15 protein-coding genes and 1 pseudogene are annotated in these 16,774 nt (G+C 61.3%); 8 read left to right on the top strand and 8 right to left on the bottom strand.

Going from position 1 to position 16,774, the window contains the following annotated elements:
- On the top strand, positions 1-1,007 hold a 1,007-nt coding region (locus EOC06_RS16015; RefSeq protein WP_164898606.1), incomplete at its 5' end, for an O-antigen ligase.
- Positions 1,008-1,198: 191 nt separating this feature from the next.
- Here EOC06_RS16015 and EOC06_RS16010 read toward each other — a convergent pair.
- Positions 1,199-2,464 (bottom strand): polysaccharide biosynthesis/export family protein, encoded by a 1,266-nt coding sequence (locus EOC06_RS16010; RefSeq protein ID WP_164761652.1) that lies wholly within the window; start codon positions 2,462-2,464, stop codon positions 1,199-1,201.
- A 100-nt stretch (positions 2,465-2,564) separates the two neighbouring features.
- Positions 2,565-3,242 (bottom strand): sugar transferase, encoded by a 678-nt coding sequence (locus EOC06_RS16005; protein WP_023811581.1) that lies wholly within the window; start codon positions 3,240-3,242, stop codon positions 2,565-2,567.
- 601 nt (positions 3,243-3,843) lie between these two features.
- Between EOC06_RS16005 and EOC06_RS16000 the strand changes: the two genes are divergently transcribed.
- A complete protein-coding gene (locus EOC06_RS16000; protein WP_023811582.1) occupies positions 3,844-4,119 on the top strand; it encodes a hypothetical protein in 276 nt (91 codons plus the stop codon).
- 97 nt (positions 4,120-4,216) lie between these two features.
- Here EOC06_RS16000 and EOC06_RS15995 read toward each other — a convergent pair whose 3' ends face one another.
- From EOC06_RS15995 to EOC06_RS15970, 6 genes are all read right to left on the bottom strand, one after another.
- Complete coding sequence (locus EOC06_RS15995; protein ID WP_128308220.1) at positions 4,217-6,061, bottom strand: ABC transporter ATP-binding protein; 1,845 nt, start codon at positions 6,059-6,061, stop codon at positions 4,217-4,219.
- Between the two features lie 8 nt (positions 6,062-6,069).
- On the bottom strand, positions 6,070-7,056 hold the full coding sequence (locus EOC06_RS15990; protein ID WP_128308219.1) for a serine kinase: 987 nt from the start codon (positions 7,054-7,056) through the stop codon (positions 6,070-6,072).
- Entirely contained in the window at positions 7,053-8,975 is a 1,923-nt protein-coding gene (locus tag EOC06_RS15985) for a lasso peptide isopeptide bond-forming cyclase (RefSeq protein WP_128308218.1), read from the bottom strand. Before EOC06_RS15985 ends, EOC06_RS15990 begins: the two co-directional genes overlap by 4 nt.
- Positions 8,972-9,535 (bottom strand): lasso peptide biosynthesis B2 protein, encoded by a 564-nt coding sequence (locus tag EOC06_RS15980; protein WP_128308217.1) that lies wholly within the window; start codon positions 9,533-9,535, stop codon positions 8,972-8,974. Before EOC06_RS15980 ends, EOC06_RS15985 begins: the two co-directional genes overlap by 4 nt.
- Positions 9,519-9,833 (bottom strand): PqqD family protein, encoded by a 315-nt coding sequence (locus EOC06_RS15975; RefSeq protein ID WP_127267623.1) that lies wholly within the window; start codon positions 9,831-9,833, stop codon positions 9,519-9,521. Before EOC06_RS15975 ends, EOC06_RS15980 begins: the two co-directional genes overlap by 17 nt.
- A gap of 137 nt (positions 9,834-9,970) precedes the next feature.
- The gene (locus tag EOC06_RS15970) at positions 9,971-10,123 is read right to left on the bottom strand and encodes a lasso peptide (protein WP_013891488.1); all 153 of its coding nucleotides are present in this window, start codon (positions 10,121-10,123) and stop codon (positions 9,971-9,973) included.
- A gap of 514 nt (positions 10,124-10,637) precedes the next feature.
- Between EOC06_RS15970 and EOC06_RS15965 the strand changes: the two genes are divergently transcribed.
- From EOC06_RS15965 to EOC06_RS15940, 6 genes and pseudogenes are all read left to right on the top strand, one after another.
- Positions 10,638-11,768: a nucleotidyltransferase family protein gene (locus tag EOC06_RS15965; protein ID WP_128308216.1), complete on the top strand. Its 1,131-nt coding sequence runs from the start codon at positions 10,638-10,640 to the stop codon at positions 11,766-11,768.
- Positions 11,769-11,863: 95 nt separating this feature from the next.
- Entirely contained in the window at positions 11,864-12,886 is a 1,023-nt protein-coding gene (locus tag EOC06_RS15960; protein ID WP_128308215.1) for a glycosyltransferase, read from the top strand.
- A gap of 291 nt (positions 12,887-13,177) precedes the next feature.
- Positions 13,178-13,573: a hypothetical protein gene (locus EOC06_RS15955; protein ID WP_127380407.1), complete on the top strand. Its 396-nt coding sequence runs from the start codon at positions 13,178-13,180 to the stop codon at positions 13,571-13,573.
- 148 nt (positions 13,574-13,721) lie between these two features.
- Positions 13,722-14,579, top strand: a complete 858-nt coding sequence (locus EOC06_RS15950; protein WP_128308214.1) for a family 16 glycosylhydrolase — start codon at positions 13,722-13,724, stop codon at positions 14,577-14,579.
- 67 nt (positions 14,580-14,646) lie between these two features.
- Entirely contained in the window at positions 14,647-15,978 is a 1,332-nt protein-coding gene (locus tag EOC06_RS15945) for a UDP-glucose/GDP-mannose dehydrogenase family protein (RefSeq protein WP_127267657.1), read from the top strand.
- Positions 15,979-16,070: 92 nt separating this feature from the next.
- Positions 16,071-16,774 (top strand): annotated as a pseudogene (locus EOC06_RS15940) (GMC family oxidoreductase); the annotation flags it as partial.

Here is a 16,774-nt window from a genome sequence, read left to right as displayed (position 1 = left end):
CGATCAGCGCCCCTATGGTCAGCGTGCGCACGCTGACCATAGGGGCGCTGATCGGAATATTCGTCGTCCTTCTCTATTCGCTGAAGGTCGGGAGTTATTCCGAGGATGTCCTCGACGGCACCGTGAACTTCGTCGGCGCCTTCGCCTCCAAGAACCAGATCGGCTTTGTCGGCTCGCTCGGCATCTATTTCTGCGTTGTCTTCCTTGCCTTCTACAGGCGCGGCCGGCTCAGCTTCATCCTGGCGGTGCCCGTCGTGCTGCTGTCGGCCTATGTCCTGGTCGCCTCGCATTCCGCCACCTCGATGGCCTCGATACCCGCGGTTCTAGCGCTGGTGGCGCTTCTTGCGATGAGCAAACTTCTGTCACGCCGCTATCGCCGGGTCATCTTCCTGATCGGCGCCGGCCTGCTGGTCGTGACGGCCTTCGTCGCCTTGAATCTCGGGCTGATGGACTTCGTCCTCGGCCTCTTCGGCAAGGATTCGACGCTCACCGGGCGAACCTATCTGTGGGAGCAAGGCTGGAACACGGTCCAGAAATCGCCGATTCTCGGCGTCGGCTATGCCGCCTATTGGGTGCAGGGCTTCGCTGAAGCCGAGCGGCTGTGGAACGAATTCTACATCACCACCCGCACCGGCTTCCACTTCCACAACACCTATATCGAGGCCCTCGTCGAACTCGGCTTCGTCGGAGCGACGCTGGTGTCGCTGATCATGCTGCGCACGCTCTACGGCCACGTCTCGGCGGTTATCTTCAAGGCATGGCAGGCTGACTCGGTGATCCTTTTCGGCGTGATGGTGCTGCTGCTGATCCGCTCCTTCGTCGAGGTCGAGATACTGAATGCCTACATCATGGGTTCTTTCCTGATGTATTTCAGCTTCTTCAAGCTGGCGCGGCTGCCCGTTACCCGCAGGCGGCGGTCACCGGCTCTGGAGCCGGCTGACGCGGCCGGGGGCGAGACTGACTGGCCTCGGTATACCGGCCATCCGGCGGGCGCAGGTCCCTCATAAACTATCATCTCGCGGGCTGAAGGGAGCGGCCTTCCTTTTTTGAGCAAGCATGTGCTCGGACGGGAAGCCTCGATCCCGAGACGGCTATTATGGTTTCCGCAGGGAGATGTTCAAACAACTGAGCCAGAGCCTCATCCCGATTTGTCGGGTGAGGCTCTGGCTCGAAACACTGGATCGTGTTGGAAGTCGGTCTATTGGCTGGCCAGCGGCGCCAGCTTGATCTTGATCACATCGCCAGGCAGCACCGGAGTTTCTTCCTTGGCGGCTATTTCGGTGGTCTTGCCGTCGACATTGCGCACCAGTGAATAGAGCAGGGTCGGCTGCTGATCATTTGTCATAGCGGCCGCCATCGCGGGATCGCTGGCCTGGGCTATCAGGCCTTTCTGCATGTTCACCTTCAACGCGGCCTCGTTCAGGTCGGCTTCGGTCTGCTGCCGGTCAGTGGCGAGACTTGAACTCAAGGTGTTCTGGGCATCGATAGCATCCTGCTTCGCCTTGCTGATCGCCTGCTTGGCGGTGAGGATGGCGGTTTCGTAGTCCAGGATCTTGCCCTGCAGGTCGGCCACGGACTGGCGCGAATCCAGCAGTCGGGCATTGGCGATCAGGCCTTTTTGCGCCAGCGGACCGATGCTGGCGAGTTGCTGCTGCGCCAAGTCGACCTGCTGCTGCTGATTGACGATCTTCTTCTGCAGCGACTCGATTTCAGATTCCAAAACCCCCTTCAGGTCGTCGAGCGCCTCGAGTTTCAGCTTCAGCGCCTTTTGGTCGGCCGTCAGAATCGTCATCTCGTCCGCCACGATGGCCGGCAGTCTCGGATCGCCCTCGACCTCCTTCGGCACGTCGAAACTCGCTTTGCCGGCCATATCCGCATCGATGCGGGCGCGCCTTACGATCAGTCGGATGCGCTGGTCGTCGGAGATGTCGAACATGCCCTTGGCGGTGACCAGGTCCTTGCCGAGCTGGGGGCCGTAGTCGGCGTTGCGCCTGATGCCGCCGGCGACGCTGATTGCCTTCAACACCGTCAGGTCCGGGACATAAGGAAATTGGCCTGGGTTCTGGACTTCGCCCGAAATGTAGAAGGGCCGGAACTGCGCCATCTCGACCGAGGCTTCCGGTCGGTCCGACAAAGCGAGCTTTTTCTGCAGCGCCTCGCCGATCGCCGCCGCGATTTCGGACGTGGTCTTGCCGGATGCCGGCAACTCGCCGGCGAACGGCACCGACAGCGTACCGGATGGACCGACCGTGTACTCGCCATTCACCGCCGACCAATCACGAAATGTGCCTTCGACTGTCTGCCATTCGGCGACGCGGATGGTGAGCTTGTCTTGCGAGCCGAGGCGATAGTCGCCGGCGGCGGCGATGTGCGGGACGACGAGCGCCATGGCAAGGCATGTGGCCAGCAAACGCGCCCGCCGCAGCCGGCCGGAATCCGGGCCGCTGCGAAAGGCTTCGAACAAATCTGTTTTCAACTCAACGTTCCGATCCGCTATAGCCCCATCGCCCGATGAGCTTGCGTCGAATGGCCGATGCCAATGTCTGGCATTGGCCACCGGCCGGTCAGTAAGAACCACGCGACATCCAGACGGCCGGGACGGTCTTGATGATGATGCGAACGTCCTCGAACAGCGACCAGTTCTCGACATAGTGGCGATCGAAGGCGACGCGGCTGTCATAGGACACATCGTTGCGGCCGCTGACTTGCCACAGGCCGGTCAGGCCCGGGCGGGATTTCAGGTAATAGACGGCGGACGTGCCATAGATCTCCAGCTCGTCGCGCACGACCGGACGAGGGCCGACAAGGCTCATGTCGCCCTGCAGGATGTTGATGATCTGCGGCAGCTCGTCGAGGCTGAGTTTCCTCAGCACAGCTCCGACACGGGTAACGCGCGGATCGTTCTTCAGCTTGCGGGTGGCGATCCATTCCGCGTTGGCGTCCGGGTTGGTGGCGAGATAGGTTGCCAATACCCTGTCGCCGTCCGGAACCATGGTGCGGAACTTCAGGCAAGGAAAAATCCGCCCGCCGCGTCCAATTCGCCTGTGACCGTAGAAAATCGAGCCGCCGTCGGAAAACTTGACCAGCAGCGCTATCATGACAAACAGCGGGCTGAGTGCGATCAGTCCAATCAGTGAACCGGCGATATCGAAGCTGCGTTTGAGCAAGCCGCCGATCGGTGGCGGAAAATCGATGTCAGCCTGCGAAAAGCTCGCCGTGGCCGACTTGGCAACGTCCCTCATGCCGTAAACTCCATGCGTTGAACGAATGGTTCAGCGCACGATACCAAAAAAATGTTGCAGCGCAACACACAATTTACCACCCCATTGAAATAGTCACGTCATGAATTGACTAAATAATAAGCTTGCCATGCACAAATTTCGGCGTATTTAGCACATTTGTGACAATAAATGGGCACGGCCGAAAAAATAGAGGCCTTTGTGGGGCGGTTTTTAGGCGGACCTACCTATTTGCCAAGGCAAGCTGAAAATTAGTGCTTTATCATGCCCTGATGCTTGGTGAAAACCGTATAAAATACTACTTAATATTGTCTATCTTACTGGAAAATGCCGAGGAGAGGAGATCGGCTTAGCTCCCGTTGCGTGCATTGCAGCATGGCAGAGTCGATCGCAAAAGCTCGATCAAAAATATCCGAAGTTGCCCTTGCCGCCTATTGCTCGCCTTAATAGAATTGCAAATTATACCTGTCACGGTGACGACAGGTGGAAAAGGCCGGAAGCAACCGGTCGAGAGTGGGCGACCTTAACAAGCCCACATGACAAGGGACGGCGCTCGGGTGGGGCAATCGTGATAATACCCGAGCCGGTTTATGGGCTGTTGGGTATGGCACTTCCAAAATTCATCCTCGGGATGATTTTCGCTCTGGCGATTGTCGTCGGCTGGTCCTGGCTGGGCGGAGCGTCGATAGGCACGATATTGGTGCGCGTCATCATCTGCGCCGTGATCATTCAGGCCGGCTATTTCGTGCTCATCTACACCATGATCGCCAGGAGCGCGCCGACGCCTGCCGACATAGCCCGTGACGCCGAGCGCAAACTGAACGCACCAGAGGTCGCCGAAAGCGAGAAGCTGGGCGGTGCCAGGCGCGGCCTGCATTGATGCAGATTGCTCAAACCTGCCCCCGGTTTGGACGCATGCTTCGAAACAAGAGACTAGGCACCGCGTGAGTCCGTTTCGGCGCGTCTTGGTCGCCGGCTCACGCGACATCGGCGGGTTCGCCCTCTGACTGTTCCCCCGACAGCATCCTCGACAACCGGCTGCCGGTTTTTTCCTTCAGCCGCTGATATTGGCCGACCTCGACGATACGGCCGTTTTCCATCGCCACCACCCAGTCGGCGAAGGCGATCATCGACGGCCGGTGCGCGATGGTCAGGATCGTCATCGTGCCGCGCAATCCGTCGATCGACCTGGCGATCAGCGACTGGTTCTGCCAGTCGAGCGCGCTGGTCGCCTCGTCCAGGATGAGCAGTGACGGCTTGCGCAGCAGCGCGCGCGCGAGCGCGATGCGCTGGCGTTCGCCGCCCGAGAGCCGCACGCCGCGATCGCCGACCACCGTCTCGAGCCTGAGGTCGAGCCGTTCGACAAACTCGCCGGCGTGCGCCTGATGCAGCGCGGCCCACAGGTCGCCATCGCTGGCCCGTGGCGCGGCAAGGCGCAGGTTCGCCGCGATCGTGTCGTGCAGGAGGAACACGTCCTGCGGCACATAGGCCACCTGGTCGCGCCAGCGACGGCGATTGCTGGCATCGATCTCGACGCCGTCGACAAGCATCATGCCGGTGGTGGGCTCCAGCAGGCCAAGCAGCATATCGGCGATCGTGCTCTTGCCCGATCCGGACGGGCCGATCAGGGCGGTGACCTTGCCGGCGGGCAGGCCGAAGGTGATGCCGCTCACCACCACCTTGTCGCCAGCATCTCCATAGGCGAAGGAGACACCGCGAATATTCAATCCCGTATTGAGGGAGAGTGTCCCGGCGTCGGCGAACTCGGTATGGCCTGGTTCGCGTTCGGCATCGAAACGTGCCTGCAGGCTGCGCATTGCCGTAAAGGCGGGCAGGTTGATCAGCACTTGCTGGGCTTGCGTCTGCATGTCCATGAAGCGCGGCGCGATGCGCATGAAGACCAGGAGCAGGACGACGATCTCGGCCAGCGACAGGTTGAAGCGAACCAAAGCCACATAGATGAACAGGCTCAGGCCCACCACGCTCGCCACTTGGAATACCGCGGTGCCGATGGTGCTGTTGCGCACATAGTCGATATTGTCGGCCTTCATCTTCTCAAGCGTCGACCGCAGCTGCGCGAAATAGCTGTCCTCGACGTTCAGGCTCTTGGCCACCTTGATGCCGCCGAGAAATTCCGAGACCGTCCGGTACTGATCCTGTCGATTGGCGGTCAGCACACGGCCGAAGGCAGTGGCCCGTGTCCGGAAGGGCTGCAGCGCCACGAACATCAGCATGCCGATGACGACGGCAAACAGCGTCATGACCGGCGAGATGAACATGGAAACCAGGAGATAGCCAGCCAGAAGAACGGCGATCTGCACCAGCATCAGCAGTGAGAACGCCGCGCCCTGGACGCGGTCGATGTCGCCGGTCAGGGCATGATCGAGGTCGGAACTGCGCATGCGGGTAAAAACGCCCCAGCGCGCCTTGCCGATGCTTTCGAACAGGTTCATGCGAACGCGGTTGACGAAATCGAACAGCAATCTGGCCATGTAGACCGACTTGAAGCGATTGAACGCCGCCTGCGCTGCAACCAGCCCGACCAGCGCGCAAAGCACGGTCGTCAGCTGCAGCGTGCCGTCAGGCACCAGCCAGCGCACGAAATCATTGTTGGGCAGCCGAACAGCGAAATGCTGGTCGGCGCGTCCGACCAGATGCAGCAGCGGGATGAGCAGCAGGATGGAGATGCCCTCGGTCAGGCTGCCGAGGATGAGGAAGAACAGCGCCGTCCATGTTCGCCGGCCGCCGATCCGGGCAATGGCCGCGCCGAATGCGGCAATTTCTCGAAACAGCGACAGGCGAAGGGTTGGGGACTTCGACATGGTTGCGCTCACGACCGCCGGCTGCCAGCCGACAGATCCTTTTCGATCAGCTCCACGGCTTCGCCGATCCTGTCCAGGCCCGTCGGGACTTCCAGCCGGTACACGCCGATATGGTTAGCAATCCATGAACATTGCTGAAGATGCGCCGCCGCGAAGTCGCCGGGGAGGGCCGCGCGGCCGAAGCGCGTCACATAGGAGAATTTGATGATGGCCGGCAGGGCGGCAATGGCGGGCAAGGGCGTGATGTCAGCCCTTTCGCCGCGCTCGAGGATATAGATCCTGGTCGCCGGCACCTTGTCGCCCGAAAAGTCACCGTTCAGGCGATGCTGCATCTTGTCGATCGTCGGATGCACTTGCGGCCGCACTTCCGCTTCCCCGAGCGAGATCGCCGCCGCGGCGTCGGCCGCCAGCTTGATCTGCGGAAAGCCCGGAACGGTCATTGGCTCACTCGGATTGGCGAGGTCCAGCGCCACCACGTCATCGGTAAGCAGTCGATGCCCGGCCCGGATCATCGCGCTTGCCGTCGTCGACTTGCCGGCTCCCTTGTCACCCATGAAGATGGCGCTCGTGCCGGCGGCGGCGATGGCACTGGCATGCAGGACAAGCAGGCCGCGCCGGTGCAAAAGCAGCGCCATGACCGGACCGAGCAGCGGAAACGCGAGCAGCGCGTCGTCGACGCCGGGCGCCGGTTCAATGTCGATACGGTTGGAATCGGTGATCAGGAACGCGCCCACGGCATGCCAGGCCAGATATTGCCGGTCCGGCTCGAAGCGAAAGTCGGTCGCGGCTTCGGGCGCCGGCTTTGGCAGGTCGATCACGCCGACGGCGATCACGACATCCGCCGCCCCGGGCGGCGCCGGCTGCAGTTCGGGTAACATCACCTCCGACGCGATGGTCAGACCATAGGCGCGGTAGAAGCGGCGTTCTCGCATGGCCCGGCCATGCGGACGGGGATTATCACTGTATGCGGCCATCGGCTCGTTGCGCGGCATCACGTGGGGCTCCCGCCGTGCTGGAGTTGCCGCAGCCAGAGCGACAGCGAGGCCGAGCGCCAGACATACTGGACATCCAGGGGGGCTGCCTGATCGGGCTGGCGCAGCAGCCGCGCATAGGCAGCACTCACTTGCGGCAGATTGACATAAGGCGCGATGCGGCCTGCATCCGAGACCAGCAGCTGTTCCAGGAGGTCGCGATGGTTGCGCAGCATGCCGTTGACGAGATTGGCGGTGAAGTCGATCTTGTCGCGTCGCCACTGCACCGCCTCCGGCAATACGCCTTGCATGGCGCGACGCAGCACATAGCGACCAAAGCCGTGGCTCAGCTTCTCCTCGCCCGGCAATGCCAGGCAGAACTCGACCAGCGGCTTGTCCCAGAATGGGTATCGCGGCTCGACGCCGAAATTGGCGGCGGCCTTGTCGAGAACCTCGAAAGCATGCGGGACATAGCCGTTCGACAGGATCCAGCGATGGCTCAAGGCGTCGCTGGCCTGAACGCCGGGCGGCATATAGCCGGCCCGGTGAAACCGGTCGACAAGCTCGGTGCGCTTGGCAAGGTCCGGATTGATCAGGTCGCGCCAGCTTCGTGCGCGCTGCACGTGCGCGGGCTTGCGGATCCTGTTCAGGGCACGGTTGGCCAGATGCCTCAGCTTGGCGATGCGCCAAGCCGGCCCGTAGAGGGTCAGGAACTGGAGATAAAGGCCAAGCGTGCTGTCGCCATAGGTATTGGAGGCGCTGCGGACCTCGCGCCACAGATCCATCCATCGGCCGCCATTCGCAAGCTCGTGCAGGTGACCATGGCCTTGGGAAACGACCTCGTCGCCGCCATGGCCGTCCAGCAGCACCTTGATGCCCTTGGCGCCGGCAGTCCGGTAGATCCCGCGGGTAAGCGTCAGGCCCGGCGCCAGGAACGTTCCTTCCTGTTCTTCCAGCACGCGTTCGAATTCGGCGAATGGGGCATAGTTGCCGACCGGGATCAGTGTCGCGTCGACCTTCTGCTGGTCGAGAACGGCATCGATGAAGGGCCGCTCGTCCATCGGCGAGCCCTTCTCGAAAACCAGCGAGAAGGTCGGCAGCTTCGGCTTGCGCGCAGCGGCATTCTGCAGGCCGGCGACACAGGCGATAGATGAGGAATCGAGGCCGCCGCTCAGCATTGCGCCGACTGCCGAGGTCCCTCGCATGCGGTTGCGCACCGATTGCGAGAACAGATGGGCGAATTCCTCCGATGCATCCGACCGCAAGGGCCGCGCCGACGGCTCGATCTGCCAGTATCGACGCAACATCACCTGTTGCGCGGTGACGGTCAGGCTGTGGCGGGCCGGCAGGCTGAATATATCGCTGTAGGGGGTCGACTGCGGGTCGTCGGGAAGCCCGGCCAGGAAGCCGGAGATCTGGCGCTCGCTGACACGTGCGCGGATACCTTCGACGCCCAGGATCGGCCCGATCTCGGACGCGAAGGCAAAACGCCGGTCCGCCGCGTGGTAGTAGAACGGCTTGACGCCAAAATGATCGCGCGCGCAAAACAGCGATTGCCGCTCGTCATCCCAGATGGCGAACGCGAAATCGCCTTGGAGATGCTCCGGACAGGCTTCGCCCCAACGCAGATAGGCCCGCATCAGCACGATCGCGTCGGCCACCGACTGGTCGCGGATACCGAGCCTGGCCAGCAACTCGTCACGGTTGTCCAGCCGGCAATCGGCGGTGATGGCGAGCCGGCCGCCAGCCATCGTCAAAGGGCCTGGACCGACCTCATCCGATGTGTTGAGCCAGGCGTGGCCAAGGGCGATGCTGGTGTCCAGCCACCATGAACCGCCGTCGGGACCGCGATGGCGCATGCGCGCCAGCATTTGCTGAATGTCTGCCGCCGCGACCGCCGGTGCGTGTGCTCCGCGCAGCAGGATTCCGGCGACGCCGCTCATCGGCTGCCGTGGTCGACGAGATGGGCGAAGCCGTCGACCGATCCGCCAAGCACGATATGGCTGTCGCTGACCAGCCAGGCATGTGCTTTCAACTGCTCGCCCGTGCCACGTTCGATGCCGATGCGTATCGTCGATTCATTGCCTTGGCGGGCGAGAATATACTGGCCGGAGAGCGCCTGGGTCAGGCACGTAGCGTAAGGGACGAAACGGGCCGCGGCGGCAACGCCCCAGGCGACACGCCGCAGTTCGCCCATTGAAGCGCACTGCCGCGCGTCTAGGCGCGTCACCAGGCTGCGTACACGATTGTAGGACAGCAGCGTCAGCCCCAGCCGAACTGTCGCCACCACCAGCAGGCAATGGCCAAGGAAGATCATTTCCGAGCCGCTCAGGGAGAAAATCCTGACCAGCCCGTGCCGGCTTTCGCCGCGCTTCGACTGCTTGAGGCCTGTTTCCCTCGCGGGTTCCTGCCGTAAAGCCGTGGCCCGCGAAACCAGGGCCCGCGAAACTATGGCCTGCGAAACCAGCGCCTTGTGCTGGGCCGACTTAGACAAGTGCCTCATGATGCCGTCTCGCAAGCCCATTATCGGTCAGGCCCTTCAGCAATGCGTCGACATCGGCCTGGCAGCGCACCGGGTCGACATTATAGCGCGCAAGCACGGCGCTGCGGATGTCGCCGATCGACCGGGGCTCCTGGATCAAATCCCAGATGAAGGCGCCGACGCCATTCAGGCTGTAGTAGACATTGGATTTGAGATTGAGCAGCGCCAAGCCATCGCCGAACTCGCAAGCCACGGCATCCTTGGTCGCACTCACGCTATCGTGGTCGGCCAGATCATGGTCGGATTGCTTCCCGTTCATCCCCGCACCTCACTGACAAAACGCTTCGACATCTCCGGTTGGCGCAGGAGAAGTCGGGAGGCTGGCCCCCCGACCCCTCTTACGTCTGCTTTTGAATCCAGAGTCCCAAAATGTCACTCTGGAAACGGCTATAAGTCTCAGGAGAACGTCAGGTCGCCGATCGGCGTGTGCGCGGGGAACGACGCGTCGATCGCCGTGTTGCCGCCGCCACCCTGGGTGATGGTCTCAATCGAACCATGAACCGTCAGGCTTGGTGTCTCGTATTCATGCTTTTCAACATTCTGTTCCATTTTACTCTCCGATTTAGGACTGGAAACGGCCTGTCGAGTGCCGTCAGCACTTTTATGCTGCAATGCAATAGCTGCACGGCAGCATTTATGAGTCAAGACTGTTTTACCTTCCGTTAATCAATTACGTTGCTGGCGTCAGGACATGAGCGGCCATGCCTAAAACTTGTCACTTTTTAGCCGATTCCTTGGGCATGATGGCAGCGCCTGTGCTGATTCTTTAAGCATATGATTTTGCTTGCATAAATCGTTTGCTTTGTGCTTATTTTTAGGCTTCGCTAATGGAAAGAATTTTCTGTTTGGAAAATTCGGCCGGGGATCGGCTAAAAGACCTGGCAAGGATATTTCAGCCGCGGTTCTCACTTCTTTCCGACGCGATCTCGATAGACGCTTCGGTTGCAAAAATTCGCACTGCAAAAGGAAAGGCTTTACGGCATCGAGGTTTTTGGTGATGTTTGCTTCGCACGTGCAGCATAAGTGTTCGCGCAAACCGCTTTCTTGGGAGATTGTGCGCTAAATGGCCTTGCCTGACGGCTCATACGAACGATTGCGCGCCGCCGGCTGTGCCGACGAGGTGGCCTACGTACAGGCCTGCCTGCGATTGTATTTCGCCGGACCGCACGCCGGCGCGGGCGACATTTCGATGCGTGATCTGGACGGTGCCAAAATTGCCGACATCGCCAGGCTGAACAAGGTCGCCATCTTTGTCCTCAAGGCCCTTTCGCGCGCACCCGCGCTTGAGAGGCCGCCTGAGCTTTTCCGATGGCTCGACACCTACCGCAGGAGGACGGTTTCGATGAACGCGTCCTGCATCATGGATTCCATGGCGGTCCATGATGTGCTGCGCGCCAGCGAGATCGATTTTGTTTTTCTGAAGGGTCCGTTCCAGCAGCAGCTTCTCTACGACGACCACTTCATGAAGCCGTCCGGCGATGTCGACATCCTGGTTTCGCCGCTCGGATTTTTCAGGGCGCGTGATGCGCTTCGCCAGATCGGTTATGAGGTATCAGGCAAGTCGAACTCCGTCTGGTGGGTCCGCTTCCTCGGCGAACAGCACATGACCCGGGACGACGGGCCGAGGTCGTCCACGGTAGATCTCCATTACCGCCTCCAGCAGCCCGGCTCGCCAAGCCCGCGCGACGCGGACGGGTTCCTGCGGCGCAAGCGACAGGTCGAAATCGCCGGTGCGACGGTGCCGTTCACCTCGGTGGCCGATACTTTGCTTTTGTCCTGCATCAGCGTCGCCAAGGCACTTTTCAACCGGGAACCCTGCGCGGGCTACGTCTGTGATATCGGTGCCAGCGCCGCCCGCCTCGACGAGGGGGATCAGCAGCGTTTGCTCGATGCCGCAACCGTGCAAGGTTTGGACGACACGCTGCTGCTTGGCCTGCGCGCCGCCGATGTGCTACTCGGCGGCGCTGGCACGCTGCTGTCGCAGCGCGCGACCAGGATCCTGTCGCGCATCGGCAATGAGGATCTGCTCAGCATGGTCATCGCGCCATGGCTGCCGTCGCTGCGGTGGCCACAGCGGCGAACGGTGCTGTGGGAACTGTGCGGCCGCGCGCCGGTCCGCTATCTGGCCGAAGCCGGCTGGGCGGCGTCCGCCGATATCAGCCGCCGCATCTTCGAGCGGCCGGGGAGTCGCTGAATGAAGGCAAATTGGGTGCTGACGGCAATTCTGTAGGGCATCGAAGGAGTACGGGGCGAGGGCAAATCGATATTACCTGTACGAGAGGCAAATCCATGTCGATGACGAAATCCGAGGTCTGCGTGATCATCGCGGCAAAAAACGCGGCAGCGACAATCGCCGTCGCCATCGCATCCGCGTTGCGCGAACCGGAAGTGGCGGAGGTCGTCGTTGTCGATGATGCCTCTACCGACGACACCGCCGATGTCGCACGATCCGCCGATGATGGCAGCGGGCGGCTCTCCGTGATGCGCCTCGATGTCAATCGCGGCCCCTCCTTTGCCCGCAACGCAGCCATCGCCGGCTCGAAATCGCCGTTCATCAGCATTCTTGATGCCGACGATTTTTTCCTCGAAGGCCGGTTTCGCAACCTGTTTGCCGGCGCCGATTGGGATTTCGCAGCCGACAACATCATGCTGATCAGGGATGATGCGACGGGCGACGCGACGAAAATCGTGGCGCCGCAATTTGCCGCCGATCCGGAATTCCTCGATTTCGAGCGCTTCGTCGAAGGCAACATCTCCAGGCGCCGCGTGCAGAGGGGCGAACTGGGCTTCTTGAAGCCGGTGATAAGCCGTGCCTTCCTCCACCGCCACGGGTTGAGCTACGACGAGAGCCTGCGGCTGGGCGAGGACTATGAACTCTACGCCCGCGCAGTCGCATGCGGGGCGCGGTTCAAGGTCATTCGCTCCTGCGGATACGGCGCCGTCGTCCGCGCCGATTCTTTGAGCGGCCGCCACAAGACTCAGGACCTGAAGCGTTTGGCCGATGCGGATCTGGCGCTGCTGGCGATCGACAGTCTGCCGGAAGGCTCGAAGGCGGTGCTGCGGCGGCATGAACGGCACGTGCGCGACAAATATCGGCTGCGCAATTTCCTTGACGTCAAGGCTGAGCGGGGGCTGGCATCGGCCGCGGCTTACGCTTTCGCCAGCCTGTCCAACCTCGTCCCCATCGTCCAGGGCGTGGCTTCCGACAAGCTCGAGGCGCTGTTTCGTCGCGTCGGCCTTATGTCCAGCCAAGAACATGTCCCGCCGCGGCGCTTTCTGATGGCCGGAACCAGCATGGGCAAGGAACGCTGAGAGCGAGGCCCGAGGCCTGCGGTTTGTCCGCTCGCAGCACGTCATCACGCAAACCATTTCGGCCGGATTTATGAGTTTACGAATTGGGTGGTTGCCTCGCGGCTCCGACGATGGCAGTCTATGTTGCGGTGCAGCATAGTGGACGACCAGCCGAACTGGCCCCCGATCGGATTGGTCCGATGTCTCTCCCTCAAAAGGAGCAGGACAACGCAACACGAATTTTTGAGCCCCGGCTGCGGGGATCGGCCAGAAGCCCGGCCCACAAGCCGGCGATGACAGGAATCTGAGTTCATGGCCTCGATATTCGGTTTCAGATCAAGGGATCCGGCCCGCGACCGGCAGGCCGATGTTTCACGTCTTGATCGTCTGGCAAAGCTGTTCGAACAGATTGCGGCCGAGATCGAGGCCGAGAGAATCGGGCTTGAGAATCGCTACCGGACAACGTCGACCAACGCCGCCTTCCTGGTCGAAGCCATGGAAAACGGCTCAGCTTCCGACAAGCGGTCTTCGGAAGTCAGCGCACTGACACAGTCGATCCTGAATTGCGAACGCCGCATTGCGGCGCTGTCGCGCCAGGACGGCATGATGAAAGAGCTCCGTCATTCGCTGGATATGGTCTTCGACGAGGACGCCGATTCGGCCGCCTCGGCGGAATTCGCCTGGCCGGCAGGCGCCGGCAGAGGTTGAACGTGAAGGTTCGGAACTGTTGCAACAGATTTGATGCAGGGCGGGAAGCAATCGAGAGGGTCACAGGGGAGGTCAAGGTTGGCCCGTTCAGGAGCGGTTCGAACGTCGACTTTGGGTTGGGGACACACAGCGCAAAGGTGAGTTTGATATGAATTCGAATCCGAAACCTACGACGGCAATTGACGCGCCGCCTCTCGCATATCGGACCGGACAAGCCGCCTGGCGACGGCTGGGGTCGCTCGGTGCGTTGCTGCTGGCTGCTCTCGGCGGTTTCCTGGCAACCCCTTCCTACGCCCAGGACATTCCGACATCGCCGTCCTTCGTCGATGATTTCAAAAGCTTCGATCGTGCGCGCTGGTATGTTTCTGACGGCTGGAACAACGGCAGCCATCAGAATTGCACCTGGTCGAAAGGCATGGTCGAACTGTCGAATAATGTGCTGTCGCTCGGCTTCGAAAAGCAGACGCTGAAGGATCGCGACTACGTCTGCGGCGAGATCCAGACCAAGCAGCGATTCGGCTACGGCACCTATGAGGCACGGCTGAAGACCGATACCGGCTCCGGCCTAAACGCGGCGTTCTTCACCTATATCGGCCCCAGCGACAAGCAGCCCTGGGACGAGATCGACTTCGAGGTGCTGACCAAGGACACCTCCAAGGTGCAGGTCAATGCCTATATCGCGGGCAAGGGCAAGAACGAGAAGCTGGTCGACGTGCCGGGCGGCACGGAGAACGCCTTCAACGACTACGCCTTCGTCTGGCAGAAGGACAGCTTGCGATGGTACGTCAACGGCCAGCTGGTGAACACGATTACCGACCCGGCGAAGCTGCCCAGCCATGCACAGAAGATATTCTTCAGCTTTTGGGGCAGCGATACGATGAAGGGTTGGATGGGAGCGTTCGCGGATCCGGGCCGCAAGCTTTCCCTGCAGATCGAGCGGGTTGCCTTCACGGCGCTCGGCGAACCCTGTCAATTTCCGGAATCGCTGGCATGCAGTGTAAAGTAGTTGGGAAAGTCGATTTGAACCGGCGGGACCGAAAACGGTCCGCTGCCTTGCATGGGAATGAAACCGAATGAATTTGACGGTGTTTGGAATTGGCTATGTCGGCCTCGTGCAGGCTGCGGTCCTTGCCGAGGTCGGGCACCAGGTGGTGTGCGTCGACATCGACGCCGCCAAGGTCGAGCGGCTCAACCAGGGCCTGGTTCCCATTTTCGAGCCCGGTTTGGAAAACCTCGTTAAGGAAAACCATGCTGCCGGCCGCATCAAGTTCACCACCGATGCCGCCGCCGCTGTCAGGCATGGCGAGATCCAGATGATCGCGGTCGGCACGCCGCCGGGCGAGGACGGCTCGGCCGATCTCAAATATGTGCTGGCCGTCGCCGAGACCATCGGCCGCGAAATGGACAAACCCAAGATCGTCGTCGGCAAGTCTACGGTGCCGGTCGGCACCTGCGAAAAGGTGAAGGCCAGGATTGCCGACACGTTGAAGAAAAGAGGCCGCGAGGACCTGGCTTTCGATGTCGCTTCGAATCCCGAGTTCCTCAAGGAGGGGTCCGCGGTCGCCGATTGCATGAAGCCGGACCGCATCATCGTCGGCACCGACAGCGAGGACACCGAGGCTGTGATGCGCGAACTCTACGCGCCGTTCAACCGCAACCACGAGAAGATGATCGTGATGGACGTGCGCAGCGCCGAATTCACCAAATATGCCGCCAACTGCATGCTGGCGACTAAGATCAGCTTCATGAACGAGATGGCCAATTTGGCCGAACAGCTCGGCGCCGACATCGAGGAGGTCCGCAAGGGCATCGGCAGCGATCCCCGCATCGGCTACCATTTCATCTATCCGGGTCTGGGTTATGGCGGTTCGTGCTTCCCCAAGGACGTGCGGGCGCTGATCAAGACCGCCGAAGGCGTCAAATTCGACGCCAAGCTGCTGCGCGCCGTCGAGGAGCGCAACAACGCACAGAAATCGGTTCTCTTCGACAAGGTGGACCGCTATTTCAAGGGCAACCTCAAAGGCAAGACCTTTGCGCTCTGGGGCCTGGCCTTCAAGCCCAACACCGACGACATGCGTGAGGCGCCGGCGCGCGTCCTGATGGAAGCGCTCTGGAAGGCCGGCGCCAATGTGCAGGCCTATGATCCCGAGGCGATGCAGGAATGCCAGGCCATCTACGGGCTGCGCGACGACCTGCTTCTGTGCGGCACCAAGGAGGCAGCGCTGCGCGGTGCCGATGCGCTGCTGATCGCCACGGAATGGAAGAGCTTTCGCGCGCCCTCCTTCGACGCGGTGAAGGATGCGCTGATCACGCCGGTCATCTTCGACGGCCGCAACCTCTATGACCCCAAGGTCATCGCCCGCCACGGCATCGAATATCACTCGATCGGCAGAATGGCGGCATGAGACCAGGCCCTGGCAGACGGATGCAAGACCGGTCCGCACATGGCCTGCGGGCGCTGGGACTGAGCGCGTATTTCTGTGTGGAGTTGTAGCCGATGGTGCTGGACGTAAAGCCGGAGCAAATCACCAGGGATCATTTCGATCTCGTAGCGATCGGTTCCGGCTTCGGTTCGGCCTTCTTCCTGCACGAGTTCGCCAAGCGCCGAAAGGCACGCATTCTGGTGCTGGAGTGGGGGCGCCACAACACCCATGAATGGCAGCTCGAGCAGAACGTCAACACCGACATCGATGACGAAACGACCTATAAGACCAATTCCAACAAGCCGTGGAACTACACGATCGGACTGGGTGGCGGGACGAACTGCTGGTTCGCGCAGACGCCAAGATTTCATCCCAATGATTTCCGGCTGAAAAGCACCTACGGTATCGGCAATGACTGGCCGATCAGCTATGACGACGTCGAGCCGTTCTATTGCGACGCGGAAGACATCATGTCGATCTCCGGCGATCCCGACATGGCGGCGATGCTGCCCCGCTCGAAGCCGTTTCCGCAACCGCCGCATCGCATGTCGACACCGGACAGGATGATGAAGGCGGCGCAGCCCGGCCAGCACTTTGTCATGCCAACCGCGCGGGCGCGGCTGCCGACATCACAACGCACCTCGTGCTGTGCCAATCTGCGTTGCTGGCTGTGCCCGGTCGACGCCAAATTCACCGTCAACAACGGGTTGATGCACGTCTTCGAGCATCCCGACGTCTCGGTCTGCCTCGGTGCGGAAGTGCGCCGGCTCGATCCCGT

Source organism: Mesorhizobium sp. M7A.F.Ca.MR.362.00.0.0, assembly GCF_004023175.1.
Taxonomy (GTDB): domain Bacteria; phylum Pseudomonadota; class Alphaproteobacteria; order Rhizobiales; family Rhizobiaceae; genus Mesorhizobium.
Note: the sequence above shows the minus strand (reverse complement) of the source record. Positions and strands in the feature narration are given on the sequence as shown.

Excerpts from the sequence above, each read along its gene's own strand:
- EOC06_RS16005 (WP_023811581.1), bottom strand. The coding sequence starts at position 3,242 with ATGAGGGACGTTGCCAAGTCGGCCACGGCGAGCTTTTCGCAGGCTGAC.
- EOC06_RS16000 (WP_023811582.1), top strand. The coding sequence starts at position 3,844 with ATGGCACTTCCAAAATTCATCCTCGGGATGATTTTCGCTCTGGCGATT.
- EOC06_RS15995 (WP_128308220.1), bottom strand. The coding sequence starts at position 6,061 with ATGTCGAAGTCCCCAACCCTTCGCCTGTCGCTGTTTCGAGAAATTGCC.
- EOC06_RS15985 (WP_128308218.1), bottom strand. The coding sequence starts at position 8,975 with ATGAGCGGCGTCGCCGGAATCCTGCTGCGCGGAGCACACGCACCGGCG.
- EOC06_RS15980 (WP_128308217.1), bottom strand. The coding sequence starts at position 9,535 with ATGAGGCACTTGTCTAAGTCGGCCCAGCACAAGGCGCTGGTTTCGCAG.
- EOC06_RS15975 (WP_127267623.1), bottom strand. The coding sequence starts at position 9,833 with ATGAACGGGAAGCAATCCGACCATGATCTGGCCGACCACGATAGCGTG.
- EOC06_RS15970 (WP_013891488.1), bottom strand. The coding sequence starts at position 10,123 with ATGGAACAGAATGTTGAAAAGCATGAATACGAGACACCAAGCCTGACG.
- EOC06_RS15965 (WP_128308216.1), top strand. The coding sequence starts at position 10,638 with ATGGCCTTGCCTGACGGCTCATACGAACGATTGCGCGCCGCCGGCTGT.
- EOC06_RS15960 (WP_128308215.1), top strand. The coding sequence starts at position 11,864 with ATGTCGATGACGAAATCCGAGGTCTGCGTGATCATCGCGGCAAAAAAC.
- EOC06_RS15955 (WP_127380407.1), top strand. The coding sequence starts at position 13,178 with ATGGCCTCGATATTCGGTTTCAGATCAAGGGATCCGGCCCGCGACCGG.
- EOC06_RS15950 (WP_128308214.1), top strand. The coding sequence starts at position 13,722 with ATGAATTCGAATCCGAAACCTACGACGGCAATTGACGCGCCGCCTCTC.
- EOC06_RS15945 (WP_127267657.1), top strand. The coding sequence starts at position 14,647 with ATGAATTTGACGGTGTTTGGAATTGGCTATGTCGGCCTCGTGCAGGCT.